Genomic DNA, 26,483 nt, shown 5'->3' with positions numbered 1-26,483 from the left:
TACTAGGTAGAATCAATGACATTTTGGAAGGAGAGGAGAGATGGAGGCTTGACCAATGTAACCGCGTTGATAGCCGATTCCACCTGGGCCATTCTCACCTATGAAGAAGCGTGGAAAAGCTACATCAACAGCTATGTGATCGCCAAAAACAACGCGTTTGTGCTGATTGACTCCCATCTGCGCAAGCACCGCTCCTATTTTCAGCAGGCGCTTGCGGAGATTGGAGTCAAACCGGAGCAAATCGGTTACGTGTACTTCACGCACCGACACGCTGACCACATCGGAAACGCCGACCTGTTCCCCTCCCGTCACAATTGGATTCACCTGGATGACTATTACGAGCTGGACGATTTTTCCCAAACCTTGTTCGGACATACATTTACCGGTACCGGCGGGGACCTGCCGCTGCTGCAATTTCGCCAACTTCCGTTTCATACCGCAGGTTCCGTCGCTTTTTTTGACCCCGAAACCAAAGTATGTTTTATCGGCGATCACCTCAGCTTTTTTGCCAAGCCGATGCAGCGAGTGGTCGATTACGGGGCGGACCTGCGGGAATCGTGGCGGCAGTTTCTCCTTCGCTGGAAAGAGCAGGAGCCGGAGAAGGCGGCCGGCATGGCGGAAGGCCTGGAAATGCTGCTCAGCTGGCCGATTGAGCAGCTCGCCACCGGTCATGGCACCGTTCTTTCGGGCGACATCGCTCCGTTTCTGCAGGAACTGATCGCCTTGGCCCGCCAGCCGTAAAAAGCGCCAGCAAGCGAAAAAAAGCCTCACCCGGCATGGGTAGAGGCTTTTGTCCATTCTTGCACCCGCTTTTCCAGCTCGGCCCGGTTCAGACAGAGCGCGACACCGGCATGGGTCATCAACTGGTGCACGTGGGTGATGGCCCGCTCGTAGTTGCCTTTGGCCGCTTCGATTTCGGCCAGACAAAACAACTTCCAGTCGCGCGACGAACGTTTGCCGTCGATCAGGCGAAAGGCTTCCAGCGCGCTGTCGATTTCCCCCAGCCGGGCGTGGGAGCAGGCGATAACGCCGAGCGAGTCGGTCATGCCGTGATCGCGCTGATAGACGCGAAAGGCGATCTCCAGGGCTTCGCTGTAACGCCCGAGGCTGAAGTAGACGTAGGCCAGATTGAAAAACAGATAGTGAATCAACGCCTGGTTAAACAGGGACGGCTGTTCCTTGCAGATGTTCAGTCCCTGCACAATGTATCTTTCCGCCAGTTCGTAGTTGCCGGCCATGATCTCGTGCGTTGATTTGTCCAGCATCGCCACGGAACGGGAGCGGTTCCGCCGGTAGGAGGCGTCCAGCCAGCGCATCCGCTTTTCCGGATGGCGTTTGTACAGATTGCCAATGTATTGAAAGCGAAACGGCCAGTGTAGCCTGAAGAAAGCCACGAGCAGCACGGCCGCTACGCCGGACAGTGTCGATGTGACGTTCAGGTCTAAATATTCCAAGCGGTTGACACCCTTTCTCACTGCTGCATCTGCTAATCATCTTAGCACAGATCTTGCAGACGTGACAGATATTTGTGGCAATTGGAAAGAGAGAGGCTGCCCAGCTTCTGCATCGTGGACAGGTCGTGGGCCTCGACAGCAGCGCGGGAAACAGTGTACAGCGTATCGCCAATCAAGAGGATGCGCTGTACGTTTTTCTCGCTCTCGTACCAGTCGACGCCGGCCTGCTTGTAATCGGCCGCGCTCAGGTGCGTGATCCGGCCGCGCAGCGTAAAACCGTGCTGCAGATCAAGCCGGTAGACGTACGCCCCCTGGAAAACAAACTGCCCGTACCCGCGGAAGTCGCCGGCTGTCTTCTGTGCGTCCGTCAGCTCACGCACCGTAACCGGAAAGGCGAGCAGGTGCTTCTCCAAAGAGAAGAGCAGCGCCTTGTGGTTGGACAAGAGGTCCGAGTCCGTGCCGCGATCGCCGATCACCGTCTTGAACGCTTCCTTCGGGTTGTTCACATCCGTGACGTCGAAAAGCGCCACTTTCATCCCCTGGTAGTAGGCCCATTCCTTGTCAGCGATGGCATCCTTGCCGAAGCCGATGATGTGGTGCTCGTCGTAGGGATGCAGGTAGTCGCTGTAGCCGGGGATTTTCAGCGCGCCCAAAACAGTGGGCGCATTGGGCTGCTTCAGGTCGATGACAAACAGCGGGTCCACTTTTTTAAACGTAACCATGTACGCCCGTTCACCCATGAAGCGGACGGAGTAGATGCGTTCCCCCGGTGCAATCCCTTCCAGCTTGCCTGTGATGTTCAACCGTTCGTCCAGCACGTACAGGTTGTTTTTCGAGATGCCTTCGTCTGTGCGCCAGACATCGCCGCTGGTGGTGGCGATCCGCAGGTATGTGCCGTGTTCGTCCATGGAGAACTGGTTGAGGATGCGGCCGGGAACCATACCTTTGCCGTCAAGGGAGAGCGTTCCGTTTTTCAGCGCAAACCGGTACACGGCCGTACTTGTGTTGTCGGGCGGCAGCGGTTGGGGCAGGAGTGCCCGTTTGAACGCTTTGACGCCCTCGGCAGGAGCCGGCTGTGCGGTGACGGCGACGTACAGATTGCTGGGAGAGGCGTAGATGTTTTCGCCCGCACCCAGATAGGCGTGCACCGACAGGGGATGACGGGGATCATCCAGATTGATGCCCGCTGCCAGCAGGTATGCCGGTTGGATCGCCTCCGGGAAATAGCGGATCTCCTGATAGGGAATGGTTTGATAGTCATCACCGCGAGCGCTGTCGCGGTAGACAGGTCCCGGCGCTTCTTCATTTTGTTCCAGGATGAGGTGGGGATTGATTCGCTTGTTGGCGATCAGGTAGAGACTGGACCCGATTTTGCGCGAGGAGAGGTACTCGCCGTCCAGCTCCAACCGCCGCGTCAATTTCGGGTTCTGCTTGTCTTTGATGTCATACACCAGCGCCTGCACTGCCGCCGGCACGTGGGCGGCAAGGCGGGAATTCCCGCTCAGCGCGGGAGCGTTCGAGTGGCCGATCACGATCAGCCGCTTCTCGTCCACGTAGAGTTCGAGCGGACGAAACTGACCGTCCTGGTAGGTTAGACGGCTCATCAGTTTCATGGCGTTTGCGGGAGAGGCCCGGATGATCCGCACGTCATCTGGTGTCGCCTGATACAGATAGGTGCCGTCCGTCTTGACCACGTCCGCTTCGTCGACGCCCTGCACCTGGACGTTGGTTGCGGAATAGGCAGCGATTCTGTCGGCGCGGCCCGCAGCAGGAGGGGCAGCGGCCGCCGATTTCTGCGCTTCTGCAAAGGAGAAATGCTCCCAATTGGTTTTCAGCAGCTGTTTCAGATGCTCGTACGTGCCGATGACAGGCAGCTCATCTGCGCCTGCAGCGGCTGCCTGTTGGATGCTGTTCCCGCTCGGGGCGACGAAAGCAGGCATGGCCGCATACAGGAGAACGCAGGCCAAGAACCACGTGACGGGTTTTTTCATGCACATCCCCCTTTCGATACTCATAAGACGGGAGAGCGACAAAAATTGTTTCAGCACGTCCAAAACGGCAAAAAACCCGGCATACATGCCGGGTTTTTGCGCAGGAGTCCTGTCAGCGGCAGGAGTCCAGTCAATCGTCGCTGCTTTGCTGTTCTTGTTTTGCTTGTAAGGAAGGAATCAGGTTGCTCTCCAGGATCAAATCGGAGATGCGCAGCCGGGTTTGTGCCGCCAGCGTATCTTGTTGAGGCATTTCTCTGTCGACCGGTTTGCCGCTGATTCTGTCAAGAAACCGCCCCTCCTCCAACATGCCGTTCTGAACCACGAACACATGGTTCTGCGTCACGTAGGAGCCGTCCCGGAAGACCACCAGCTTGTTGTTGCCGGAGGGGACATCGAAGAGCCGCTGTCCCATGAAGTAATGGCCTTCCTGAGGTATGCCCAACAGGTACAGGAGCGAAGGAGTCAAATCCAGATGGCCGGCAACCTGTTCGTCGACGGTCCCGTTTTTCTTGCCCAGGGCAGAGCTGTGAATCACCAGGGGCACTTTGTCGTACAGTTGGCCGTACTGCGGCTGAATGCCGATGCGCGCCAATTCCTCGTTGGGCAGACCGGCGTCGTGATCGCCGTACACAGCCAGCACGGAGGAGTCGTACAGTCCGCTTTTTTTCAGCGATTCAATAAATTCGCCGAGCGCCTGATCCGCATAGTGCACGGAATGCAGGTAATCTCCCATCATCGTTCCTTCCAGCTCGCCCAACTGCAGCGTTTTGTAGGCAGCCGGCACTTCGTTGTACGGATGGTGGTTGGACAGCGAGACCAGGAAGGCGAAGAAAGGCTGCGGCAGTTCCTTCAGCTTTTCGCCCATCTGCTTGAAAAAGTCCCCGTCTGACAAGCCCCAGCCGACCTTTTCGCCTTTTTCCAGACTCTCCATAAACATGGACTGTTCAAAACCGAGATTGCGGTGCATCACCGCGCGATTCCAATAGGAGCCGGCATAGGCGTGCGCCGAAAAGGTGGTGTACCCCGCTTGCTTGAGCGTCTTGGGCAGCGAATCAAACTCGTTTTCGGCAAAGTTAAAGTAGATGCTGCCGGGCACCGAAGACGGGTAGAGCGACACCAGCGAGGTAAATTCGCCGTCGGACGTGCGGCCGTGGTACGTCTGGTCGTAGTAGTTGGAATAGTAAACGCCTTCGCGAATCAGCTTGTTCAGATTGGGCGTTACCTCCTGACCGTTGATCTTCAGATTCACGACAAACGCCTGCAGCGATTCTTCCTGGATGACGATCAGGTTTTGCCCGTTGGCCTTTCCGAATAGGGGACCGGTCTGCCATTTGACGTTTTCAGCGGCAAACCAGTTCTTCACGTCGTTGATCTCTTCCGGTGTGGCCTTTCGGTTCTTTAGGGCGCGGTTCACGTATTGATAGACGTCAAACAGGTGATAGTGGTAGATGCCCAATTCCTTTAAGACCGCCTTGTTGGAATAGCGGGAGTCCAGCAGGGAAGGCACCTTTGCCAGTGTCCGCTCGATGTTGATCGTGGAACCAAACACCAGCAGAAACACGATCACCATCGCAAATATCCGGCTTGCCGTCTTCCAGACCGGTCCGCGATGTGCAGACAGCATCTGCTTCATCTTGGTATAGTACAAGAGTATCAGCAGCGGAATGTCGGCAAAATAGAAGGCATATCTTCCGTCCACAAGCGTCCAGATGCTGCCGCCAAGTTCGCTCACCTGCCCGATCTGGCGCAGCAGGCTGACCGACGTGACGTCGTGGAAGTAGCTGAGGTAAATGGAATCGATAAACATCAGCGTGCTCAACACCAGGTCGACCAGCATCACATACGCGAATCGGAAGGCAAACGGAAGCGCGTTGCGACAGATCAACAGGGTTGCCACGGCCAACAGGGAGATGGCGTACACGATGATGTCCAGATTCATGTTGACGATGCGGTAAAACAACGGCACTTTCCAGGCAAAGATGGCGACGAGCAGGATGAAGTCGATCTTCGCCTGAAGCAAGTAGGTGATGTTTCGTACAAGCTGTTTTTCTTTCATGACCCTACCTCTCTACTCTATGAACAAACCTTGTCCTTCGTATTAACATATTCTTCCAATGCGCTGATTTTCCTGTTTCTTAGCGAGAACTCTTTTTATGTCGATCTGCCCCTCTTGACATGATAATCCCGTTTGCACCGGTTCACAAGTCAAAGATGATGCTTGCTTTTTTCCATTCCTCCATGTAAGTGCATACAATCTACGGACAGAGGGGGGCGGGTGTGATATAATAGTAGGCGGCTTACGCTACCTCGCACACACCACTTGGTCAAAAAGGGGCGACATAGATGGAAAAGCTAAAACAAAGCATTCTGGAACTGATTACGGAGACGTCCACCAACCTGCCACCGGATGTGCGCCGCGCGATCAACGCTGCGAAAGCGAAAGAAGATATGGGCACTCGTGCCGCTCTGTCTTTGTCCACCATTGCGCAAAACATCACAATGGCGGAGGAAAACGTCTCGCCGATCTGCCAAGATACCGGCATGCCTACCTTTGAAATCAAAACACCGGTCGGCGTCAATCAACTGGTGATCAAAAAAGCGATTCACGAAGCGATTGCCGAAGCGACCAAAACCGGGAAACTGCGTCCCAATTCCGTGGACTCCCTCACCGGTGAAAACAGCGGAAACAACCTGGGTCCGGGTACGCCGGTCATTCACTTTGAACAATGGGAAGAAGACGAGATCGAAGTCAAGTTGATCCTCAAGGGAGGCGGCTGCGAAAACAAGAACATCCAGTACTCGCTCCCCTGTGAACTGGAGGGGCTTGGCAAGGCCGGCCGCGACTTGGATGGCATTCGCAAGTGCATCCTGCACGCCGTCTACCAGGCCCAAGGACAGGGATGCAGTGCCGGCTTCATCGGCGTCGGCATCGGCGGCGACCGGACGTCCGGTTACGCGCTGGCCAAGCATCAATTGTTCCGCCGCGTTGACGATGTCAATCCAAACCCGACCCTGGCTGAGCTGGAGAATTACATCATGGAAGCGGCCAACCAACTGGGGATCGGGACGATGGGCTTCGGCGGCAATTCCACGCTCCTCGGCTGCAAAATCGGCGTAGAAAACCGCCTGCCGGCCAGCTTCTTCGTCTCCGTTGCATACAACTGCTGGGCGTTCCGCCGTCAGGGTGTGCGTCTCAACGCAGAAACGGGCGAGATCATCCGCTATCTGTACAAGGATGAAGCGGTCTCCATGGACATGACGCCGACCAGCATCGAGCAGCCAGCCGGCGAACGCCGCGAAGTGGTGCTGGAGGCGCCGATCACGGAAGAGCAGATCCGCAGCCTGAAAGTGGGCGACGTGGTCATCATCAACGGTCTGATGCACACGGGACGCGACGCCCTGCACAAGTATCTGATGGATCACGACTGTCCGGTCGACCTGAACGGCGGCATCATCTACCACTGCGGTCCGGTGATGCTGAAAGACGAGGCGGGCAAGTGGCACGTAAAGGCTGCCGGTCCGACCACGTCGATTCGCGAAGAGCCGTACCAAGGCGACATTATCAAGAAATTCGGCATCCGCGCCGTCATCGGAAAAGGCGGCATGGGAGCCAAAACGCTGAAGGCACTGCAGGAACACGGTGCCGTCTACCTCAATGCGATTGGCGGTGCGGCTCAGTACTATGCCGATTGTATTGAAGAAGTGGAAGGCGTCGACTTTATGGAATTCGGCATTCCGGAAGCGATGTGGCACCTGCGCGTCAAGGGCTTTGCCGCCATCGTCACGATGGACGCACACGGCAACAGCCTGCATGCCGACGTGGAAAAAAGCTCGAAGGAAAAGCTGGCGCAGTTTGCCGAGCCAGTCTTCAAATCGTAACGGATATACGGTCAAAAACCTTTGGTCACCTGCTGCGGGGGCCAAAGGTTTTTTTCATCCGCAACCAAGGGGCGTTCTGAAGAAGCAACCTTCATCCGTTGCCTCACCGCTGGCATTTGCCGACATCGAATGGGCAGAGCCTGTCACGGCGAATTTCATGGGTGTTTGACCAATCTGCTGAAATTGGGTATTGGTTTATCTCCTCGCTTCGCAGGCAGGAATAGGTTATTAACGAATTACTATCCCAAAAGGAGATGGTCATGCGTGAATTATGTAGTCCGCCCCGGCGACACGCTAAATTCAATCGCTGCCCGCTTTGGAGTGTCGGTGCAGGATCTGATCCGCGCCAACAACCTTCAGCCTCCATTCTTTATCTACATTGGCCAGACGCTTTTTATTCCAATCCGCGAATCGCCGACACCGCCGCGTGATGACGTAGACCGCCGCCTGCGCCGCCTGGAGGCACAGGTGCGCGAACTGGACCGCCGTGTGGAACGCCTGGAAGTGCGCGTCACCCGTCTGGAAGGCCGCCCGCGCCCTCGCTCGTAAACGACCCGTTCGTCTCCCGAGGAATTTCCTCGGGATTTTTTTGCACCGGCCGCATGCGCCGAGCGAGATTACACTTGAACTCCCGATAGCGGAAAGCTACGATAAAGACAATATTAATAGGGGGGAGAAGCATGAAGTGGAATGTTGCCTTGCTGCAGATGGATATCGCGTTCGGCCGGCCTGACCTGAATGCGGCAACGGTGCGCAGGTTGGTAAACCAATTGGCGGAGGCCAAGCAGCAGCCGGATCTGGTGGTTTTGCCTGAACTGTGGGATACAGGGTACGATCTGACCCGCCTGGACGAAATCGCAGATGACAATGGCGAGCGCGCAAAAACGCTGCTGCGGGAAGTTGCCGTGCAACTGAAGGCCCACGTCATCGGCGGTTCCGTTGCCGAACGCCGCGACGGGCGCGTCTACAACACCACGTTTGTGTTTGACCGGGAAGGAAATCTGGCGGGTTCCTATTCCAAAGCTCATCTGTTTCGCCTGATGGACGAAGAAAAGTACCTGGCGGCGGGAGAGAAGCCTGGATTGTACATACTGGACGGACAGACGGCGGGTTCTGTCATCTGTTACGACATCCGTTTTCCGGAGTGGCTGCGCGTCCACGCGCTCAAAGGGGCCAAAGTCATGTGCGTGCCCGCGCAGTGGCCTCACCCCCGGCTTGATCACTGGCGCCAACTGCTGATTGCGCGCGCGATCGAAAACCAGATGTACGTCGTCGCCTGCAACCGCGTCGGCGAGGGTGGCGGCAACACGTTCTGCGGTCATTCGATGGTGGTGAATCCGTGGGGGGAAGTGATCGCGGAAGGGATGCAGCAGGAGGAGATTGTGTTCGCCGAGCTGGACCTCGCGCTGGTGGACGAGGTGCGGGGACGGATTCCCGTGTTTGCCGATCGGCGTACTGAACTGTACGAGCTGTAACCAGCCTTGTTGGGCACGGGCTGCGAGCGGCCAGGAAGTGACGCGCATTTCAAACAGCTGGCACTTGATCGGCACACCTGCCGCCAAAAATGGGCGATAGCGGCTGCTGCCTCCACATTTCCTTTCAGGCCCATGCGGCATAGGGTGATAAGAGAGGAACCGAAGGAGGTGCGGTCATTGTTACGACTGAACAGCAAAACGATTCGCCACCATTTTGACGGTGTCTACGGCAAAGTGGTGCAGATTCGCGAGCTGGTGGAAGTGCTCGACCAGATGTTCGATTCCTTCCACAGGGTAAACGACATCAGCCGCTCTATGTTCGGGCCGCGCAAGCCGAGGGCCAAACAATTTGATCGTCTGCGCTAAAGCGCACCATACAAAAATCACAGGGGAACCGCGATGGACGTCAAGCGGTTCCTTTTTCACTTCTTTTTCACTTGTAAACGGAACGGCAGTGAAAACAACCAATGACAGCGGGCAACACGGCGGCGTTAGGGGAACATCCGAAAATGAACTGGAACGAATAGGAATTTCCTGACGTCTTAAAACTGTGGGAAGGAGATGAACAAAATGAACAGGAAGATACTTTCGCTGTCTCTCGCGTTCGTTTTGGTTGGATCGGTCGGTGCTTATGCGTTCGCATTTCAAGGCGACGGAAACGAGGACGCAGTCACTCCGAAAGCGTACGCGGAGGTAAAAGCCGACAGTAAGCCGCTCGACAAAAATCCTGAACCCATTCTAAAAGGGAACGCTGACAAATTAGCCGTGCATAGCCAGTCCTTCAAAGCCACCAAAAGCGGTGTTCTTGACGATAAATACCTGGAAGAACATAACGCGGAAGTGAAGCTGACCGAGTACATGACGTACGAGCAATTTGTGAAACTTACGGGAGATGACGCCGTTTCCACCGAAATCGCCAAAGATCGCGTAGTCTTGGCTGTTCAGGTCTATTATCCAAATGGGCTGGAACATCCTCGTTTCGGCCTGATCCAAAACTGCTTGGCCACTGGCATGTATGATGCGGAAACCGGGGAGTATCTTGGAGGGAGTTTTCAAACAATGAAATAAACGGTCTGTACACGAAAAGGACGGGGAGCGCCCGTCCTTGTTCATTATGCGTATCACCCTGGCTGTGCGGATTAGGGTCACGGATGAGATTTCATCCGCTCCAAGGCCAACCGCACCAGTTCCTTGACCATGCTGCCGCCCAGTTGACCGCCGATTCGGCCGGCGCTGTGGGCGGTGAGGTGGCCGTTGTAGCCGCTCGTCAGGGGAATGTTCAGCTCTTTTGCCACTTCATACTTGGCCTGCTCAGGGTCGTTCACCCCGGCCGCCTTGGCTTTCAGCCGGTCCAGCCCGTGCTGTGCCTGCGGGACGAGGGGACGTCTGCGCCTGCTCATCGATCATCACCTCTGTCCCTAGTCTGCCCGTTTAGACCAGCGCTTTACGCTGCTTGAAGTTGGTATCGGCGTAGTAGGTGTTGGCAACCAGCAGATTGGGGCCGGCGCAGTTGACCGCCGGGCAGTGACAGTTGATCGTCTGGTTGAGCGGATGCTCTTGCCAACGCTGAAACATCGTCTGGAGCCGGTCGTTTTGAATGTTGCCGAGCGGCGCTACGTCCCCGAAGTCGGTAACGATGACGTCGCCGGTGAAAATGTTGATGTTCAAGCGGTTCCGGCCGTCGGGGTCGTTGCGCACGGTGACGTTTTTCGCTTCCCGCAGCCGGAGGATCAGCTCCCGGTCCTCTTCCAGCGGGCTGCAGGCGAAGAAGGGAAGCGTGCCGAACAGCATCCACACCTCTTCGTTGCGCACGTCCAGGAGCGAATGGATCGCGGTGCGCAGTTCATCCAGCGTCAGCACCTGCAGATCGCGGGCAAAGTCGCTGGCGTACATCGGATGGACTTCGTGACGGCGGCAGCCCATCTCCTGAATCTGCCGATGCAAGGTGTCCATTTTTTTCCACGTCCGCGTGTTGAGCATCGTCTCCGCAGAGACAAACACGCCGGCTTCCGCCAGTTTTCGCGCATTTTCCCCGATTTGGGCAAATTGCTGTTCTGCTTGTTTGAGTGAAACCGTTCGCCCGCTTTTTGCGTAGACAATCTCAAGGAACTCTTCGGGCGTAGACCAGTTCCAGGAGATGTGCATCACGTCTATGTAAGACAGGATTTGTTCGTACCGAGAGAACGGCAGGGTCATGTTGGAGTTGATCTGTGTGCGCAGGCCGCGGTCCGCCGCGTAGCGCAGGATCGGCAGAATCACCTCTCGCACGGTCCGTTCGCTGTACATCGGTTCCCCGCCTGTTATACTGAGTGTAAGCAGGTCTTCCGCTTCGTCCAGCCGACGCAGAATCAGGTCGACAGGCAGAGCGGGATCGTCCTTGAATCGCAATGTATCGCCGACGGCACAATGCTCGCAGCGGAGATTGCACAGATTGGTCACGGTCAATTCGACGCTGGTCAGCTTGTAAGCAGGCGGCGTCGCGTTAAAAAGCGGCTCCCATGGGTCGTGCCGCGGAGTCAGTGGTGTGGTTGGAACCATGCGGATCATGGTGAGACCTCCTTCAATTACACACGTACATTCATATAATTATACCGACTAGGGAGCGGAAGGAGAATAGCGAATAACATGATAATGGGCATGTCTTTTGGACGCGGTGTCATATTTCACGACCGGAACGTGCTGGCCTGCGCAGAAGTGAAAGACGGTGTCATTCACCTCTGGGCGGAAAAAATCACCTTTCGGACCATCGGAAAAATATGGCTGCGCATTTGTTTTTCCTTCCCCTGGCCGTATCAGCTGCTGCATCTGGCGCTCGTCCTCTATGTGATCACGGCGGTCGCCTTTCCGCGTCTGGCCGTGGTCGATCCGTGGTGGGCTGCCGTGTATGTGGCGGGATTGCACTTCATCTTTCCGCGGGAGCTGAAAAAATTTCACGGTGCAGAGCACAAGGTCTTCAGCTATCACGGGGAAAAGCGGTTGGAGTCCTGGCGTGAGATCGCCAGGGCCGACATTGTCAATGCCGGCTGCTCCACCAATCTGGTGGTGTGGTTCTTCGCCGGGTTTTTGCTGACGTTGCCGTTTGCGCCGCTGCAGTGGTGCGTGGCGGCGGGTGTCGCGTTCCTGCTGGCCGGCGTGATCGGTGACCGCCATCTGCGCAGGTACTGCCGGGTGATCTACCGTTTGTCTGCCTTTTTTCAACGGCATGTGACCACAAAAGAACCGGCACGTCTGCACCTGGAGACAGCCATTCGTTCGTATCGCCTGTTTGAGCATATCCGCAGCAAGGAACTGCAGCGGGCGGCGTGACTTGCGGCCAAGACGTGTTGACGACATGCGTGCTTTTTACTGCGAACGACGAGGGGCAAAAGGCTTGAGCGGAATAAAAAAAGCCGCCAAGACGCGGCTTTTTTCATGCACGCTTACCGGCTGAGCGGCTGTTCCTCCAGCTTCCGGTAGATTTTCCCCTTGTCCACATAGGACTGGCGGATGCGGCGCATCTCGCGGAAGTCGTCTTCTGTCAGTTCCCGCTTTACCTTGGCGGGAGAGCCCACCACCAGGCAGCGGGGCGGCACCTTCATCCCCGGCGGAACCAGCGCACCGGCGGCCACCATCGCTTCTTCGCCCACTTCCGCGCCGTCCATGACGATCGCGCCCATGCCGATGAGGGCCCCGCGGCGAACGATGCAGCTGTGCAGCACAACGTTGTGGCCGACTGTCACTTCGTCTTCCAGGATGAGCGGCTTGCCGGGGCTTTGATGCAAGGTGCTGTTGTCCTGGACGCTCACCCTGCGGCCAATGACGGTGGGCGCGATATCGCCGCGGATGACGGTGTTGTACCAGATCGAGGTGTCTTCGCCGATGGTCACATCGCCGGAGATGACGACCCCGCGGGCGATGAATGCGGATTCGTGAATCCGGGGAACGCTATTTTCAAATGGAAGCAGCAGCATGAAAAATCCCTCCTGTCAGTGAGATAACGGGCAGCCGGTCTGCGGCGGACGGGGATGGGCGAGAGAAAATCGGCCGGTCATTGGATCAAAGTCCACAATAATTCCGTTCAGCATGTCTTTTTCTTCTTCGCGGTAAAACAGACGTATGCCACTCACGTCGATCGATTTGTCCATGCGGCTCGCCTCCGTGATGGCAATGCTGTACGCTAAACTGCCGCAGCCCGATGTGGTTGCAATGATTTTGATGCCCAGACGGTCGGCGTCCTGCTCTTGTGCGATCAACGCGGACAGACGGGCGGCAGCGGCCGGAGTAATGGTGATCACGCTCAGCCCTCCTTTGTCCCTCATTGTACTACAGGCGGGTCCTGTTAACAATTTGCCATGCTTGCCAGATGATTCTCGTTGACTGAACATCCGCCATGTGCTAAATTATATGGTACTGATTCGGTATAGCAAGGAATGTGGGTAGTCGCTGCCGCGGCCGTTCTCGGTCGGCGGTAGAGGAAAGTCCAGGCTCGCCCAGGCTGAGATGCCTGGAGTGTTCGTACCTGGTGCAAACCAGGGCAGTGAGGCTTCGGCTTCGCTGACGGCGCGGAAAGGGTTCTCCCTGAGACCCGAGTACGCTGAAAGTGCCACAGAAACGGAGCTTCCCTGGCGACAGGGGAGATGGAACGCGGTAAACCCTGCGAGCGAGAAACCCAAATTTGGTAGGGGAACCGTCCCGAAGGAAATGAACGGAGGGACGGATGGCGGCTGTAAGCTGCCATAGATAGATGACTACCGCTCTTGGTGCGAGGGGAAAAAGCCCCGCTTGCAGCACGGGAGACACAGAACCTGGCTTACAGCATTCCTTGCTATCACGACGTACGCAAAACCGTCTGGTCACCAGACGGTTTTTTTATTGCCTGCTTCTCCCGACGCAAGCGAGGGATGTCCTCAAAGAAACCTTCAACTCGCTCCCCAAATCCGAATGTTTGCCAACTCCTTCGAGCATATCGTCAATACATACTCCCGCCTTTCAGGCACCCGAACGAAGCAAGCGAACAGCCTGTCGTGACGGCTCACGCCGGAAAAACAGGCGGTCAATCGGGCGTACTAGCACAAGCCCTATTCCATAGGTTTTAGGAGGAGGTGATTTCTTGGATCACGAACGCTTTTTCCGAAACATGATCGAACAGGCGGAACAGGTCTGGAGCAGGGTGATGTCTTCTCCGCGTCGCAAGGTCATCTACACGGTCAACGGCGTCGACTACACCCCCTTGCCGGATCGGTTTAACACTCGACGCAAAATAGCCCGGTATTTTCGTCGATATTGGGGAAGCGACTGACACGGGTGATGGTGTGCAATCTGAACCTGCGCCTCGTCAAAGGTAAACTGTGCGTGCCGGCAGGGGACGTGCCGTTGTTCCCCACCATGGTCCAATCGCTGCGCATCGTACGAAATCGCCCCAATCAAAAAGTGGTCCGGGCCGTGCTCACCGGAGGCGCCACCCGCGTTTGCATTGATTACCGCTTTGTCCGCACAGGGCCGTCCAGTCCCTTTTCCATCGCCAAACGCACAGCCCGACAGTTTGATATCCGATACCGTTCCTGTTCGGCGAAGCCAGCGGCAGCTGCCGAACCGTTCATCATTCCCGCCGCAAAGCCGACCGCCCAACCGGCCGCGAAGCGGAACGCCGTCAGGAAAAAAAGAAAGCTCCTCAAGACCCCGTAAGTGGGGTCGAGGAGCTTTTTTCGTCAGGAACGGATCGTGACGTGATACGCCCGCAACCACACATCCATCTGTGCCAGGTAGGCAAACAGTTGGGGCGTGCTCATCAACTGGCCGAAAAACGGGACGTCCGTCGCTTTCGCATCTGTCATGGCCAGCCGTCTGATCGCTGCCGTGTCGATCAGCTGATGCAGGGGAGAGGAGGGATCGTTTAGAATCTCCAGAAGCCAGGTGCGGGTCGCTTCCGTGTACGCAGGATTATGCGTTTTCGGGTAGGGGCTTTTTTTGCGGTACAGGACGTCGTCCGGCACGATGCCCTCCAGTGCCTTGCGCAGAATGCCCTTTTCGCGGCCGCCCCACATTTTTAGCGACCAGGGGATGTTCCAGACGTATTCCACCAGCCGATGGTCACAAAACGGCACACGTGCTTCCAGGCTGGCCGCCATGCTCATCCGGTCCTTGCGATCCAGCAGCGTGTTCATGAACCAGGTGAGGTTTAAGTAAAACATTTCCCGGCGGCGTGCTTCCAGCGGACTTTCGCCGGGCAGATGCGGCACCTCGTCAAGCGTCTCCTCATACCGCTGCGCTGCGTATTCCACCGGTTTCACCCACTCCCGCAGATCGGGCGAAAGCCAGGCGGCCCGCTGTTCGATGGCCTGTGACCAAGGGAACGTGCGGGAGTGGAGCAGATCCTCGCGGTGGAACCAGGGGTAGCCGCCAAAGATTTCGTCTGCGCACTCCCCGGAGAGGACCACCGTAGTTTCCTTTTTGATCTCGCAGCAAAACAGGTAAAGAGACGCGTCAACGTCAGCCATGCCGGGCAAGTCGCGAGCGTACGCGGCGGTGCGCAGGGCATCCACCAGTTCGGGCGTGTCAATCTCGATGGCGTGGTGAATGGTCCCAAAGAAGCGGGAGACCTTCTGCACGTACGGGGCGTCGGCATTGGGCTGAAAGGCGTTTGCCTGGAAGTGGCGGTCGTTGTCCACATAGTCGATGGAATAGGTGTGGAGCGGGCCCCGTCCGTCGCGCCGGAAGGTCTCGGCCGCGATCGCGGTGATGGCGCTGGAGTCCAGCCCGCCGGAGAGCAGCGTGGCGATCGGGACGTCCGCGACCAGCTGCCGCTGAATTGAATCGATCAAGAGCGTCCGTACGGTTTGGACGGTTCGGTCCGCGTCGTCGGTGTGGGGGCGGCTTTCCACTTGCCAGTACCGCTTGATGGTGAAGCGCTCGCGGGTGACCGTCAGGTGGCAGCCGGGGCGCAGTTCAAAGACGTCGTGAAAAACGCCGTGTCCAGGTGTCCGGGCCGGACCGAGGGCAAAAATTTCCGCGATCCCTTCCCGGGACAAGACCGGCTCTACATCCGGATGGGCCAACAGCGCCTTCAGCTCTGACCCAAACAGAAACGAACTGCCCCGTCTGGCGTAAAAGAGCGGCTTTACCCCCAGACGGTCGCGGGCAAGAAACAGGGTTTGCTCCCGTTCGTTCCAGACCGCAAAGGCAAAGATGCCGTTTAACCTGTGGACACACTCGCTGCCCCATTCGATGTAGGAAGCGAGCAGCACTTCCGTGTCCGAGTGAGAGTGGAACGTATGGCCCTTTTCCACTAGAATCTGGCGAAGATCGTCCGTGTTGTACAGCTCCCCGTTGTATATCAAGGTATAGGCGTGTCCGCCCCGGTAGCGCGTCATCGGTTGACGGCCGCCCGCAGGGTCGACGACGCACAGCCGTCGGTGTCCAAATGCGACCCGCGGCGACAGCCAGTATCCCTCGTCGTCAGGTCCCCGGCTGGTCAGCGTCTGTGTCATGGTTTCAATCGTGGCTCTCTCCCGGGAAAGGTCTTTTTCCCAGTCAACCCATCCAGCAATTCCGCACATAATCGGTCACCCTTCCGCATGAAGCGTTGCACATCCAGCCTATGCAGGGCGCCCAGCCAAGTTGTCTGTCCAGCAGGGAAAGCAAAAGCGAAAGCGGAATTGTTAACAGATGGAGAGAGTTGCGGAGGGATGGCGCAGTGGAACAGTTGACGCTGTTGTTGATTGAGCGGATGGGGATATTGCTTACGCTCGCCTTTATTCTGACGCGCATCCCGCTGTTTCGCCAGCTGCTGGACCGGGACGTTCACCTCGGGACGTCGATTGCGTATTCGTTGTTGTTTGGCCTGTTCGGAATGGCCGGCACCTATGCGGGCGTGGTGGTGCGGGAGGAGGTGTACCACCCTGCTTTCTGGATCTTTTCCCTGCAGTCCGATGAAGCGATCGCCAACTCCACCCTGGTGGGCGTGGTGATCGGCGGGCTGTTGGGCGGGCCGTTGGTGGGACTGGGAGCGGGCTTGATCGCCGGAGCTCATCTCTACAGCCTGGGTGGATTTGCCGCCTGGCCGGCGGGACTATCCGTGCCGATCACCGGTCTCTTCGCCGGTTACGTGGCGCGCTTTTTTTCCCAGGAGCGGGTAATCTCTCCCGCCAAAGCGCTGTTTATCGGCATGTTCGCCCCCATCATCCAAATGTCGCTGCTGCTGATTTTCGCACATCCTCCCGAGCTGGTTCGGACTGTCGTCAATCTGATCGGCATTCCCATGGTGTTGACCAACAGCATCTCCATCGCCATCTTTACCACGATGATTCACGTCGCCCTGAAAGAGGAGGAGCGCTCCGCCGCGACGGAAGCGGAACGGGCCTTTACCATTGCCGAGCGGATTCTGCCGCATCTCAAGCAGGGCCTGACGCCGCAGACGTCTCAAGCCGCCGCTCAGCTGCTGCTGCGGGAGACGAAGGCGGCTGCTGTGGCGGTCACCGACCGGGAGCGCCTGCTCGCCCACGTCGGTGCCGGTGCGGATCACCACCTGCCCGGCGAGCCGATCGGGAGCGATCTGGACCGGCGGGCGATGTTCAGCGGCGGTATCGAGACGGGACTTACCCGTGAGAGCGTCTCCTGTGGGCAAAAGCACTGTCCGCTGCAAGCGGCAGTGGTGGTGCCGATCCGGGAAGGGGACAGCGTGGTCGGATTGATCAAGCTGTATTTTCGCCGTCCCCAACAGATCGGCAAGGTGCAGGAAGCACTGGCCAAAGGACTGGGCAACCTGCTGTCCAATCAGCTGACGCTGACCCTGGCTGAGAAAATGAAAGGGCTGATGAAGGATGCGGAGCTCAGGATGCTGCAGGCGCAAATTCAGCCGCATTTCCTGTTCAACACACTCAATTCCATCGTCACCCTGATTCGGATCAATCCCGATCTGGCGCGGCACATGACGATCCAGCTCGGCGTGTTCATGCGCCTCAACCTGAAGCTGACGGCGAGCCCGCTGGTCACCGTCGGACAGGAACTGAATCACTTGAACGCATATCTGGAGATCATCAACATTCGCTTTGCGGAACAGTTTGTCGTCCGCTGTGAGGCGGACGACGGAGTCGAAGAAGCGCTGATCCCGCCGGGAACGCTGCAAACGCTCGTGGAGAACAGCATTCACCACGGCCTGCGGGGCAAGACCAGCGGCGGGGAGATCGAGGTGCGTGTAAAGCAGGACGGACGACGGGTGGCCGTGGTCATCGAGGACAACGGTGCGGGCATCCCCGCGGACATCCTGGACAAGCTGGGCGCGATGCCGCTGGAGAGCCGCGACGGAAACGGGATCGGCGTCTACAACGTCAACCAGCGGCTGGTCAGCCTGCTCGGCCAATCAGCCCGTCTGCGTTTTGCCAACAAACCGGAGGGGGGCAGCCGGATCACCTTTTTCATACCTCACAGAGGAGGAGAGGATGCCTAGATGGTCATTCGTGTCATGATAGCCGAAGACGAACACCTGGCTCGGGAAGAGCTGACCTACCTGCTTCAGCAGGAAAGCGACGTAGAACTCCTGCCCTGTGCCTCCAATGGCAGGGAACTGTTGCGCCTGGTGGAAGAGCACGACCCGGACGTGGTGTTTCTGGACATCAAAATGCCGGAACTGGAGGGGGATCAGGCAGCCCGCATGCTGGCGGCGCGCAAGGATCGCCCGCTGCTGGTCTTTTCGACCGCCCACGAGGACTACGCGGTGGAAGCGTTCAAGCTGAATGCCGTCGATTACCTGCTGAAGCCGACGGAACCCCAACGTCTGCGGGAAACACTGCAGCGCGTGCGCAAGCGGCTGGCGGAGACATCCGGGCCGCAGGCGGGAAAAGTCTCCAAGCTGATTGTGGAAGAGAGCAGCCGGCTGGTGGTGATCGATCCGGCCGCGATCTTGTACGCCGTTCGGGACGATCGGGTAGTGCGCATCTGCACGGAGACAGAGGTGTACACCACCCGGATGACCTTGCAGCAGTTGGAGGAAAAGCTGCAAGCCCATTCCTTTTTCCGCACGCACAAGAGCTACCTGGTCAACCTGCAGTACGTCAGCGAGCTGGAGCCATGGTTCAACGGGGCGTACAACCTGATATTGAAAGGACCGAAAAAAGTGCGCGTACCCGTCTCCCGCACGGCGGCAAAAGACCTGCTGAAACGCTTGGAAGGGTAAAGGCTGCCTGCGCTGATTCCTCGTTTTGTGCATGTGGCGCACGAGATTGTGCAAGATACGCAAAAATATACGCAATATTGATATTTTTTTGTAAACTGTAAAAAACTAAAGGAAGCGCTTACAATCCAGTAGGCGCCACATTTGCAAGAGGGGGAGTTCCAATGGGAAATACGAGCCCGGCGGTCCAAGGAAAGTCGAAGCCGCAGTCGATTGACTACACGGCCGTAAGCCGTTCCGCCGCCTTCAAGGAACTGCTGAGGCGAAAAAAAGCTTTCATTCTGCCTTATTCCATTTTTTTCTTCGTGTTCTATTTCACCCTCCCAATCATGACCTCTTACTTTGAAGTCCTGAACCGTCCCGCTATCGGGGTGATCACCTGGGCATGGGTATTTGCTTTTGCCCAGTTCATCATGACCTGGACGCTCTGTATCATCTACACCAAGCGTTCGGAAGAGTTTGACCGGATGGTGGAACAGATCAAACAGGAGACGGGAGGGAAACAGGTATGAACGTAACCGCGTTTTTGCTGTTTCTGGCCATTGTCATCTTGACGCTCATCATCACCTACTACGCTTCCAAGCGAACCAATACGACCAGCGAATTTTACACCGCCGGGGGCGGCCTGACCGGATGGCAGAACGGCCTGGCGATCGCCGGCGACTACATGTCGGCAGCTTCGTTCCTCGGCATCGCCGGGATGATCGCGCTGTCCGGCTTCGACGGCTTTTTCTACAGCATCGGGTTTCTCGTCGCGTACCTGGTCGTGCTGTACCTGGTGGCCGAACCACTGCGAAATCTGGGCAAGTACACGATGGCGGACATGATTGCGGCGCGCTTCAACAACAAGCAGATTCGCGGCGTGGCAGCGCTCAACTCCGTCGCCATCTCCATTTTTTACATGATCGCGCAGTTGGTGGGGGCCGGCGCGCTGATCAAACTTTTGCTCGGGCTGGAATACACCACGTCCGTGCTGATCGTCGGCGCCTTGATGACGGTGTACGTGGTCTTCGGCGGGATGACCGCCACTTCCTGGGTGCAGATCGTCAAGGCGGTGCTGTTGATGGCCGGCACGTTCATCATCTCACTGATGGTGTTTGCCAAATTTGGCTTCAGCTTTACGGCCATGTTTGAACACATGCAGACGGCAACGCCGCTGGGCGAGAAGTTTCTCCATCCCGGCAACAAGTTCAAGGACGGGCTGGACACGATCTCGCTCAACCTGGCGCTGGTGCTGGGCACGGCCGGCCTGCCGCACATCCTGATTCGCTTCTTTACCGTGAAGGATGCGCCGACCGCCCGAAAGTCGGTAGTGTACGCCACCTGGATCATCGGCATTTTCTACGTCATGACCATTTTCCTGGGCTTTGGTGCGGCTGCGTTCGTCGGGCAGGACAACATGGACCCGGCGGGCAACATGGGCGCTCCGCTGCTGGCGCAGTACCTCGGGGGGAACTTCCTGTTCGCGTTTGTCTCCGCCGTCGCCTTCGCCACGATCCTGGCTGTGGTGGCGGGGCTGGTCCTGTCGGCTGCGTCCGCCTTTGCGCACGATTTTTACAGCCACGTGATCCGGCAGGGCAAAGCGTCGGAGCGCGAGCAGATGTTGGCGGCCAAGTGGGCGTCGGTCGGCGTGGCTGTCATCTCCATCCTGCTTGCCTTGTTCGCGCAAAAGCTGAACGTCGCCTTTCTCGTGGCGCTCGCGTTTGCGGTGGCAGCCAGCGCCAACCTGCCGGTGATCATCTTCACCATTTACTGGCGCCGCTTTAACACGACGGGAGCGGTGACCGGCATGCTGGTGGGGCTGTTCAGCTCCCTGATCCTGGTCGCCCTCAGCCCGAACGTCTGGCATCCGGAGCCGGGCAAGGCGATTCTCGTCGGCGAAGCGCTCTTCCCGCTCAGCAATCCGGGCATCGTCTCCATCCCGCTGGGCTTTTTGGCCGCATGGATCGGCACGTACTTTTCCTCCTCGCGGGACGACGCCAAATTTGAAGAAATTCTGGTCAAGGCCAATACGGGCATGAAGGAAACGGCATAGCCCGCGGATAAGTATACAGGAAACTGGAGATGCTGGGGTGTACGCCCCGGCTTCTTTGCCATTCAGGCGGAAGTGGAGGCTGGCATGTCTGCGGTGATTTTCTTTTGCAGCGTCATTATCGGCACGCTGTTCATCACGTATTCGGCAGCCAGGCGGGCGGTCAACCCGCGTGAGTTCTACGCTGCGGGCAACCGTCTGACCGGTTTGCAGAACGGCGTAGCCATCGCGGGAGACTACATGAGCGCTGCGTCTTTCCTCGGCATTGCGGGTACGATCGCCCTGTACGGATTTGACGGCTTTCTCTACGCGATCGGATTTTTCGTCTCCTATCTGGTGATGCTGTCTTTGATCGCGGAACCGCTGCACAACCTGGGGCGATACACCCTGGCCGACGCGATCGCCGTTCGCTTTGACAGCAAAGGGCTGCGCGGGGTGATCGCCTGCACGACACTGCTGATCACGATTTTTTACATGATCGCTCAACTGGTGGGGGCGGGAGCGCTGATCCACCACCTGTTTGACATCGAGTACAAGACCGCGGTGATGGTGGTGGGCAGCCTGATGACGATCTACGTCGTCTTTGGCGGGATGGAGGCCACCTCCTGGGTGCAGATTATCAAGGCCATTCTGCTCCTGACGGGGACCTGCATCGTTTCCATGATCGTGCTGGCCCGCTTTGACTGGAGCCTGGCAGCGCTGTTTGATTACGTCAGCACGGCTACTCCGCTCGGGGAGCGGTACCTCTATCCGGGCAACCAGTACGTCAAGCCGCTGGACATCCTTTCGCTGCATCTGGCGCTGATCCTGGGCACGGCCGGCCTGCCGCACATCATCGCCCGGCTGTTTACGGTGAAGGACGCAGTCACCACGCGCAAGTCGATCATCACGGCCACCTGGATCATGGGGGCGTTTTACCTGATGACCATTCTGCTGGGATTCGGCGCGTGCGCGTTTATCGGCTGGCAGACCCTGAATCAGGCCGGGTTTGGGGGAAATCTGACGGTGACGCTGCTGGCTGATGCGCTGGGGGGCGAATTCCTGATGGCCTACATCTCGGCCGTCGCCTTCGCCACGATACTGGCAGTCGTGACCGGATTGGTGCTCGCCGCGTCTTCCGCGTTCGCCCACGACGTCTACAGCCACATCGTCCGCAGCGGGCAGGCTTCCGAACGGGAGCAGGTGCTGGTCGCCAAGGCGTCGTCCGTCGCTGTCGGCTTCGTCTCCATCTGGCTGGCGATCGGTGCGGAGAAGATGAACGTGGCGATTCTCGTGGCGCTCACTTTTGCTGTGGCGGCTTCGGCCAACCTGCCGATGATCCTGTTTACCTTGTACTGGAGGCGGTTTACGGTGCAGGGAGCGATCGCCGGAGTCATCACCGGTGTTGTGGCTTCGCTCCTGCTCGTCAGTCTCGGCCCGTCGGTAATGCATCCCGAGCACGGCATGATTCTGGCCGAACCGCTGTTTCCCCTGGCCAATCCGGGCCTGGTCTCGATTCCGCTCGGGTTCCTCGGCGCGATGCTGGGCACTTGGTTGAGCCGACCGTCGCCGGGGGCGTCGGAGCGGTACGATCGGGTGCTGGTGCAGGCGTATACCGGCATCCGCCCGCCCGCCGACCGGTACAGGCGCACGCCAAACGCATAGAGCGGCCGCAGTCGGCGTATCAGGACGGGCCGCTTTCACGCACAACGGAAGTTGTCCTTCATATTCAACAACAAAACCACCCCTCAACGTATTCGACTTGAGGGGTGGTTTCTCAATATTTGTTCTGAAGTGCTCACTCAAGTGCCTGGAAGATTGAAGATTACCCAACCTGCCATAAGCGTAATCAACAAACAAACCAGAATCACAAGAGTGGTTACTTTCGGTTTCTTCATTAAACTTCGAATTGCCGTAACCAAACCAGTCATCAGCTCTATCGGAAACAATATGACCTCTTTTAGGATTTTCAGGACTTTCCTGCCAACCATAACACATTACTCCCAGTGATCATCAGACATCAAAGTATACCAGTTCACCATTAGCCAATTTTTCCCTCCAAATATTTTCCTGCAATTGGGATAAACTGTTGCGGACAGGCTTCCGAACGGGAGGTTCTGGCCAATCGCAGCGGGACGCTTTCGGAGCAGTGTCTCCAATCCGGCCTGTGAATCGCGGAAAAGGATCCTGGATACCACATGCCACAGGGAGGGAGTTGCGTGTACGTCGGGTGTCACGTCAGCATTCGCGGCGGGTATCTGGCCGCAGCAAAGACGGCTTTGGCGCTGGGAGCCGACGCGTTCCAATACTTTCCCAAAAACCCGCGCAGTCTGACGCTCAAAGCGTTCGACCCGAAGGATGCAGAGGCATGCCGCGCCTTTTGCCGAGAGCAGGGGATCGTCTCCATCGCCCACACGTCCTATCCTGTCAATCTTGCCGCAGCGCCGGGCGCATTGTATGAAGCGATTGCTGATTCACTGCGAAACGACCTGGAAATCGCCGAATCATGCGGTTCCATCGGGGTGGTCGTCCACTTCGGCCAATACAAGGGGGCGGATGTGCTGGAAGGGTACCGTTTGATGATCCGGATGGTAAACGACATTCTGGACGGCTGGAGCGGTGCGGCGAAGCTGCTGATCGAAAACAACGCGGGCCAGGGCAGCCGCATGGGGACAACGCTGGAAGAACTGACCCAGGTGCGGCAGCTGCTGAATCATCCGGAAAAGGTGGGCTTCTGCTTCGACACGTGCCACGCCTTTGCCAGCGGGCTGTGGACGGGAGACGACTGGGAGCAGGTGGCCGACCGCATGCGGAATCTCGGGTATCTGGACGCGCTGGCCGCTGTTCACCTCAACGATTCGGTGTATCCGGCCGTCTCCTTTCGCGACAGGCACGCGCCGATCGGGCGTGGTGCGATCGGCAGGGAAGCGTTCGTCTCGCTGCTGCGGACACCAGAACTGCGGGGAATTCCGGTCGTGCTGGAAACGCCCCGTCCGCCCGGCGGGGACCACCGGGAGGAAATTGCCCTGGTGCGACAGCTGGCCGGGCCGTGACAGGCTGACCGGTCGTATGGTAGAGTGTGAGAGTAAACCGTACAGTGCGCTGTCAGCGAGGAGGAGTCTGTGTGAAACGAAGAGTCAAGGTTACCATCGAGGATTTTGCTCCGCTCCGGGAAAACCTGAACAATCCGGAAGAGCTGGCCTTGTATGAGGCGGCAAACGGACATACATACGATGCGGAAATCGAGCATGACGGCTATGCCGTGATCGACCTGCCCGACGGGGACTACATCGAACTGGCTCCCGGCGAGTATCAGATCATGATCGAGGAATGGACGAAAGCGGGGACGATTGGCGCACTGACGCTGGAGACCAAGTCGGACCCGGCAGACGACAAGGCGCTGTTGTACCGTCTCGTCGACGCGTCCGGCGCCGAAACAGAGCCGCCGCGCTCCCTGTCCAAGCAGGTGGTGGAACTGCTCGGCAAGACGTGGTTTGGGAAAAAGTAGCACCTGTTCACCATTGAAAAGAAAAGCCGACGTCCTGTCACAACAGGAACGTCGGCTTTTTTGACGGGTGTATTTTCGTCAACAGGCGATTACATCTCTTCCGGCGCGGCGATTCCGAGCAGGCGCAGCCCCTCTTTCAACACTGTCACCACGGCGGCGACCAATTGCAGACGGGTCGTCTTGACGTCTGCTTCTTCCGCCAGGATGCGGACATTGGCGTAGAACTTGTTGAACGCCTGCGCCAGGTCGATGACGTATTTGCCGATCTGCGACGGGTCAAACTGCTCCCGCGCCCGGTCGATCACTTCCGGGAAGCTGTTCAGCAGCGTGATGACCGCCCAGGCTTCCTTGCTGTCCAGGGCGCCTTCGGGCAGCGTCACCTCGCTGATCGGCACGTACTCGCCCTTGCGCAGCAGCGAGCAGGCGCGGGCGTGCGTGTACTGGACGTACGGACCGGTCTCGCCTTCAAACGTAAGCATTTCCTCCCAGGAGAAATTGATGTCGTTCAGGCGGTAGTTTTTCAGGTCGTGGAAGATGACCGCACCAACCCCAACCTGTCTAGCCACCTCTTCCTTGTTTTCCAGCGACGGATTTTTCTCCCGGATCACGTTCAGCACGTCTTCGATGGCCTGAGCCAGCACTTCTTCCAGCAGGACCACTTTTCCTTTGCGGGTGGACATTTTCTTGCCGTCCTTGAGCATCATGCCAAACGGGATGTGGTACATTTCCTTGGCCCATTCAAAGCCCATCTTTTCCAGCACTTTGAACAGCTGCTGGAAGTGGAGGCGCTGCTCGTTGCCCACGACGTAGAGGGCCTTGGCAAAGTCGTACGTCTCATTCCGATACAGGGCGGCTGCCAGGTCGCGGGTGGCGTACAGAGTGGCACCGTCCGATTTTTTGATCAGGCACGGCGGCATGTCATACTCGTCCAGATTGACCACCAGGGCGCCCTCAGATTCGGTCAACAGCCCTTGTTCCTCCAGCATGGCGACGACGCGGTCCATCTTGTCGTTGTAGAACGCCTCGCCGTGGAACGAGTCAAATCGAACGCCCATGAGGTCGTAGATTTTCATGAATTCTTTCAGCGACTCGTCGCGGAACCACTGCCAGAGGCGGCGCGCTTCCTCGTCTCCGTCCTCCAGCTTTTTGAACCACTCGCGTCCCTGATCTTCCAGCGACGGGTCTTTTTCTGCCTCTTCGTGGAAGCGGACGTAGAGCTGGAGCAGCTCCTTGATCGGCTCGGCTTTTACTTTTTCTTCGTCACCCCACAGCTTGTAGGCGACGATCAGCTTGCCAAACTGCGTCCCCCAGTCGCCCAGGTGGTTGATGCGGATCGGACGGTAGCCGTGTTTTTCCAAGATGTTGGCGATCGCGTTGCCGATTACGGTGGAGCGCAGGTGGCCCATGGAGAACGGCTTGGCGATATTGGGAGAGGAGAGGTCAATCGGCACATTGCGCCCTTTACCGATGTCGCGGCTGCCGTATGCGCTGCCCTGCGTCAGGATCGTGCCGATTACGTCGCGGGCGACGCTTTGCTGATCGAGGAACAGGTTGAGGTACGGACCGACCGCCTTGACTTCGCGGATCGGCGTACCGCTAACCTCGCCGGCCAGTTCGGAGGCGATCAGCGGCGGCGCTTTGCGAAGCGCCTTGGCCAGTTGGAAGCAGGGGAAGGCGATATCCCCCATGCTGGGATTGGGTGGCGTTTCCAGCATGTCGTATACGGTTTCGGCGGTAAATTGGTCCGCGCCGAGGCGGGTGAGTGCTGCGGCAATGATGCTGGCCGCTTGATGCTTATAGCTCATGGAATTCTCCTTTCGGTCTGGAATCTAAAAAATAGAAAAACCTCTGCGTCTCATCAGGGAAGAGACGAGAGGTTGTACTCCCGCGGTGCCACTCTTGTTGCTCTCGCCTCCCGCACGGGAAAAGGCGAAAGCCGCTTTGCCTGCGGTAACGGGCAGACCCGGCGTGCCCTACGCAATCCGGCTGTCCGGACCTTCAGGACGCGTCTCCGAGGT

Annotated in this window: 25 protein-coding genes and 1 other RNA gene; 17 read left to right on the top strand and 9 right to left on the bottom strand. The window is 57.8% G+C overall.

The features are described 5' to 3' along the window. The first annotated feature begins 48 nt into the window (after positions 1–48). Positions 49–741, top strand: coding sequence for an MBL fold metallo-hydrolase (locus tag Q7F15_RS12415; RefSeq protein ID WP_171566503.1), 693 nt, complete (start codon positions 49–51; stop codon positions 739–741). A 26-nt stretch (positions 742–767) separates the two neighbouring features. Here the strand turns inward: Q7F15_RS12415 and Q7F15_RS12410 are convergent, their stop codons facing one another. The 3 genes from Q7F15_RS12410 to Q7F15_RS12400 all read right to left on the bottom strand — a co-directional run bounded on the left by Q7F15_RS12410 (position 768) and on the right by Q7F15_RS12400 (position 5,501). Then, on the bottom strand, positions 768–1,454 hold the full coding sequence (locus tag Q7F15_RS12410; protein WP_304414438.1) for a tetratricopeptide repeat protein: 687 nt from the start codon (positions 1,452–1,454) through the stop codon (positions 768–770). Between the two features lie 41 nt (positions 1,455–1,495). Further along, complete coding sequence (locus Q7F15_RS12405; RefSeq protein WP_304414437.1) at positions 1,496–3,445, bottom strand: beta-propeller domain-containing protein; 1,950 nt, start codon at positions 3,443–3,445, stop codon at positions 1,496–1,498. 130 nt (positions 3,446–3,575) lie between these two features. Further along, entirely contained in the window at positions 3,576–5,501 is a 1,926-nt protein-coding gene (locus tag Q7F15_RS12400; RefSeq protein ID WP_304414436.1) for an LTA synthase family protein, read from the bottom strand. 287 nt (positions 5,502–5,788) lie between these two features. On the opposite strand from Q7F15_RS12400, the gene Q7F15_RS12395 reads away from it, so the two are divergent. From Q7F15_RS12395 to Q7F15_RS12375, 5 genes are all read left to right on the top strand, one after another. Further along, positions 5,789–7,324 (top strand): fumarate hydratase, encoded by a 1,536-nt coding sequence (locus Q7F15_RS12395; protein WP_171566507.1) that lies wholly within the window; start codon positions 5,789–5,791, stop codon positions 7,322–7,324. 264 nt (positions 7,325–7,588) lie between these two features. After that, the gene (locus tag Q7F15_RS12390; protein WP_171566508.1) at positions 7,589–7,873 is read left to right on the top strand and encodes a LysM peptidoglycan-binding domain-containing protein; all 285 of its coding nucleotides are present in this window, start codon (positions 7,589–7,591) and stop codon (positions 7,871–7,873) included. A gap of 131 nt (positions 7,874–8,004) precedes the next feature. Next, positions 8,005–8,799, top strand: a complete 795-nt coding sequence (locus Q7F15_RS12385; RefSeq protein ID WP_171566509.1) for a carbon-nitrogen family hydrolase — start codon at positions 8,005–8,007, stop codon at positions 8,797–8,799. A 177-nt stretch (positions 8,800–8,976) separates the two neighbouring features. Further along, a complete protein-coding gene (locus Q7F15_RS12380) occupies positions 8,977–9,165 on the top strand; it encodes a hypothetical protein (RefSeq protein ID WP_171566510.1) in 189 nt (62 codons plus the stop codon). Between the two features lie 204 nt (positions 9,166–9,369). Further along, positions 9,370–9,867 (top strand): hypothetical protein, encoded by a 498-nt coding sequence (locus Q7F15_RS12375; RefSeq protein WP_171566511.1) that lies wholly within the window; start codon positions 9,370–9,372, stop codon positions 9,865–9,867. A gap of 77 nt (positions 9,868–9,944) precedes the next feature. Here Q7F15_RS12375 and Q7F15_RS12370 read toward each other — a convergent pair whose 3' ends face one another. After that, the gene (locus Q7F15_RS12370) at positions 9,945–10,199 is read right to left on the bottom strand and encodes an alpha/beta-type small acid-soluble spore protein (protein ID WP_171566512.1); all 255 of its coding nucleotides are present in this window, start codon (positions 10,197–10,199) and stop codon (positions 9,945–9,947) included. A gap of 31 nt (positions 10,200–10,230) precedes the next feature. Continuing rightward, on the bottom strand, positions 10,231–11,346 hold the full coding sequence (gene yfkAB / locus Q7F15_RS12365) for a radical SAM/CxCxxxxC motif protein YfkAB (RefSeq protein WP_171566513.1): 1,116 nt from the start codon (positions 11,344–11,346) through the stop codon (positions 10,231–10,233). Positions 11,347–11,424: 78 nt separating this feature from the next. Between yfkAB and Q7F15_RS12360 the strand changes: the two genes are divergently transcribed. Then, complete coding sequence (locus tag Q7F15_RS12360; RefSeq protein WP_304414435.1) at positions 11,425–12,105, top strand: DUF1385 domain-containing protein; 681 nt, start codon at positions 11,425–11,427, stop codon at positions 12,103–12,105. Positions 12,106–12,218: 113 nt separating this feature from the next. On the opposite strand, the gene Q7F15_RS12355 is transcribed toward Q7F15_RS12360, so the two are convergent. Beyond that, positions 12,219–12,749: a gamma carbonic anhydrase gene (locus tag Q7F15_RS12355; RefSeq protein WP_171566515.1), complete on the bottom strand. Its 531-nt coding sequence runs from the start codon at positions 12,747–12,749 to the stop codon at positions 12,219–12,221. Positions 12,750–12,764: 15 nt separating this feature from the next. Further along, positions 12,765–13,073 (bottom strand): HesB/IscA family protein, encoded by a 309-nt coding sequence (locus Q7F15_RS12350; protein WP_212132789.1) that lies wholly within the window; start codon positions 13,071–13,073, stop codon positions 12,765–12,767. Between the two features lie 133 nt (positions 13,074–13,206). On the opposite strand from Q7F15_RS12350, the gene rnpB reads away from it, so the two are divergent. The 3 genes from rnpB to Q7F15_RS12335 all read left to right on the top strand — a co-directional run bounded on the left by rnpB (position 13,207) and on the right by Q7F15_RS12335 (position 14,463). Next, an RNA gene (rnpB, locus tag Q7F15_RS12345) (RNase P RNA component class B) lies at positions 13,207–13,596 on the top strand. Between the two features lie 292 nt (positions 13,597–13,888). Further along, a complete protein-coding gene (locus tag Q7F15_RS12340; protein ID WP_304414434.1) occupies positions 13,889–14,077 on the top strand; it encodes a hypothetical protein in 189 nt (62 codons plus the stop codon). Between the two features lie 5 nt (positions 14,078–14,082). Further along, the gene (locus Q7F15_RS12335; protein WP_304414433.1) at positions 14,083–14,463 is read left to right on the top strand and encodes a hypothetical protein; all 381 of its coding nucleotides are present in this window, start codon (positions 14,083–14,085) and stop codon (positions 14,461–14,463) included. 23 nt (positions 14,464–14,486) lie between these two features. On the opposite strand, the gene asnB is transcribed toward Q7F15_RS12335, so the two are convergent. Then, positions 14,487–16,334 (bottom strand): asparagine synthase (glutamine-hydrolyzing), encoded by a 1,848-nt coding sequence (gene asnB, locus Q7F15_RS12330; protein WP_304414432.1) that lies wholly within the window; start codon positions 16,332–16,334, stop codon positions 14,487–14,489. Between the two features lie 137 nt (positions 16,335–16,471). On the opposite strand from asnB, the gene Q7F15_RS12325 reads away from it, so the two are divergent. The 7 genes from Q7F15_RS12325 to Q7F15_RS12295 all read left to right on the top strand — a co-directional run bounded on the left by Q7F15_RS12325 (position 16,472) and on the right by Q7F15_RS12295 (position 24,465). Beyond that, the gene (locus tag Q7F15_RS12325) at positions 16,472–18,223 is read left to right on the top strand and encodes a LytS/YhcK type 5TM receptor domain-containing protein (protein WP_171566517.1); all 1,752 of its coding nucleotides are present in this window, start codon (positions 16,472–16,474) and stop codon (positions 18,221–18,223) included. Next, positions 18,224–18,949, top strand: a complete 726-nt coding sequence (locus Q7F15_RS12320) for a LytR/AlgR family response regulator transcription factor (RefSeq protein WP_304414431.1) — start codon at positions 18,224–18,226, stop codon at positions 18,947–18,949. Positions 18,950–19,110: 161 nt separating this feature from the next. Continuing rightward, on the top strand, positions 19,111–19,458 hold the full coding sequence (locus Q7F15_RS12315) for a DUF485 domain-containing protein (RefSeq protein WP_171566519.1): 348 nt from the start codon (positions 19,111–19,113) through the stop codon (positions 19,456–19,458). Further along, positions 19,455–20,981: a solute symporter family protein gene (locus Q7F15_RS12310; protein ID WP_171566520.1), complete on the top strand. Its 1,527-nt coding sequence runs from the start codon at positions 19,455–19,457 to the stop codon at positions 20,979–20,981. Before Q7F15_RS12315 ends, Q7F15_RS12310 begins: the two co-directional genes overlap by 4 nt. Positions 20,982–21,065: 84 nt before the next feature. Further along, a complete protein-coding gene (locus Q7F15_RS12305; RefSeq protein WP_171566521.1) occupies positions 21,066–22,622 on the top strand; it encodes a solute symporter family protein in 1,557 nt (518 codons plus the stop codon). A 554-nt stretch (positions 22,623–23,176) separates the two neighbouring features. After that, the gene (locus Q7F15_RS12300) at positions 23,177–24,010 is read left to right on the top strand and encodes a deoxyribonuclease IV (RefSeq protein ID WP_230076800.1); all 834 of its coding nucleotides are present in this window, start codon (positions 23,177–23,179) and stop codon (positions 24,008–24,010) included. 71 nt (positions 24,011–24,081) lie between these two features. Further along, on the top strand, positions 24,082–24,465 hold the full coding sequence (locus Q7F15_RS12295; RefSeq protein WP_171566523.1) for a hypothetical protein: 384 nt from the start codon (positions 24,082–24,084) through the stop codon (positions 24,463–24,465). Positions 24,466–24,554: 89 nt separating this feature from the next. Here Q7F15_RS12295 and argS read toward each other — a convergent pair whose 3' ends face one another. Next, positions 24,555–26,270 (bottom strand): arginine--tRNA ligase, encoded by a 1,716-nt coding sequence (gene argS / locus Q7F15_RS12290; protein WP_230076801.1) that lies wholly within the window; start codon positions 26,268–26,270, stop codon positions 24,555–24,557. Positions 26,271–26,483 lie beyond the last annotated feature (213 nt).

Source organism: Brevibacillus aydinogluensis, assembly GCF_961514395.1.
In the GTDB taxonomy this organism is placed as follows: Bacteria; Bacillota; Bacilli; order Brevibacillales; family Brevibacillaceae; genus Brevibacillus; species Brevibacillus aydinogluensis.
The sequence above is the reverse complement of the archived record's forward strand: the minus strand, read 5'-3'. Positions and strand labels throughout refer to the sequence as shown.

Bases quoted from the DNA above. Each gene is read 5' to 3' on its own strand.
- Q7F15_RS12405 (WP_304414437.1), bottom strand. From the start codon at position 3,445: ATGAAAAAACCCGTCACGTGGTTCTTGGCCTGCGTTCTCCTGTATGCG.
- Q7F15_RS12400 (WP_304414436.1), bottom strand. From the start codon at position 5,501: ATGAAAGAAAAACAGCTTGTACGAAACATCACCTACTTGCTTCAGGCG.
- Q7F15_RS12395 (WP_171566507.1), top strand. From the start codon at position 5,789: ATGGAAAAGCTAAAACAAAGCATTCTGGAACTGATTACGGAGACGTCC.
- Q7F15_RS12385 (WP_171566509.1), top strand. From the start codon at position 8,005: ATGAAGTGGAATGTTGCCTTGCTGCAGATGGATATCGCGTTCGGCCGG.
- Q7F15_RS12375 (WP_171566511.1), top strand. From the start codon at position 9,370: ATGAACAGGAAGATACTTTCGCTGTCTCTCGCGTTCGTTTTGGTTGGA.
- Q7F15_RS12370 (WP_171566512.1), bottom strand. From the start codon at position 10,199: ATGAGCAGGCGCAGACGTCCCCTCGTCCCGCAGGCACAGCACGGGCTG.
- yfkAB (WP_171566513.1), bottom strand. From the start codon at position 11,346: ATGATCCGCATGGTTCCAACCACACCACTGACTCCGCGGCACGACCCA.
- Q7F15_RS12360 (WP_304414435.1), top strand. From the start codon at position 11,425: ATGATAATGGGCATGTCTTTTGGACGCGGTGTCATATTTCACGACCGG.
- Q7F15_RS12355 (WP_171566515.1), bottom strand. From the start codon at position 12,749: ATGCTGCTGCTTCCATTTGAAAATAGCGTTCCCCGGATTCACGAATCC.
- asnB (WP_304414432.1), bottom strand. From the start codon at position 16,334: ATGTGCGGAATTGCTGGATGGGTTGACTGGGAAAAAGACCTTTCCCGG.
- Q7F15_RS12320 (WP_304414431.1), top strand. From the start codon at position 18,224: ATGGTCATTCGTGTCATGATAGCCGAAGACGAACACCTGGCTCGGGAA.
- Q7F15_RS12315 (WP_171566519.1), top strand. From the start codon at position 19,111: ATGGGAAATACGAGCCCGGCGGTCCAAGGAAAGTCGAAGCCGCAGTCG.
- Q7F15_RS12310 (WP_171566520.1), top strand. From the start codon at position 19,455: ATGAACGTAACCGCGTTTTTGCTGTTTCTGGCCATTGTCATCTTGACG.
- Q7F15_RS12305 (WP_171566521.1), top strand. From the start codon at position 21,066: ATGTCTGCGGTGATTTTCTTTTGCAGCGTCATTATCGGCACGCTGTTC.
- argS (WP_230076801.1), bottom strand. From the start codon at position 26,270: ATGAGCTATAAGCATCAAGCGGCCAGCATCATTGCCGCAGCACTCACC.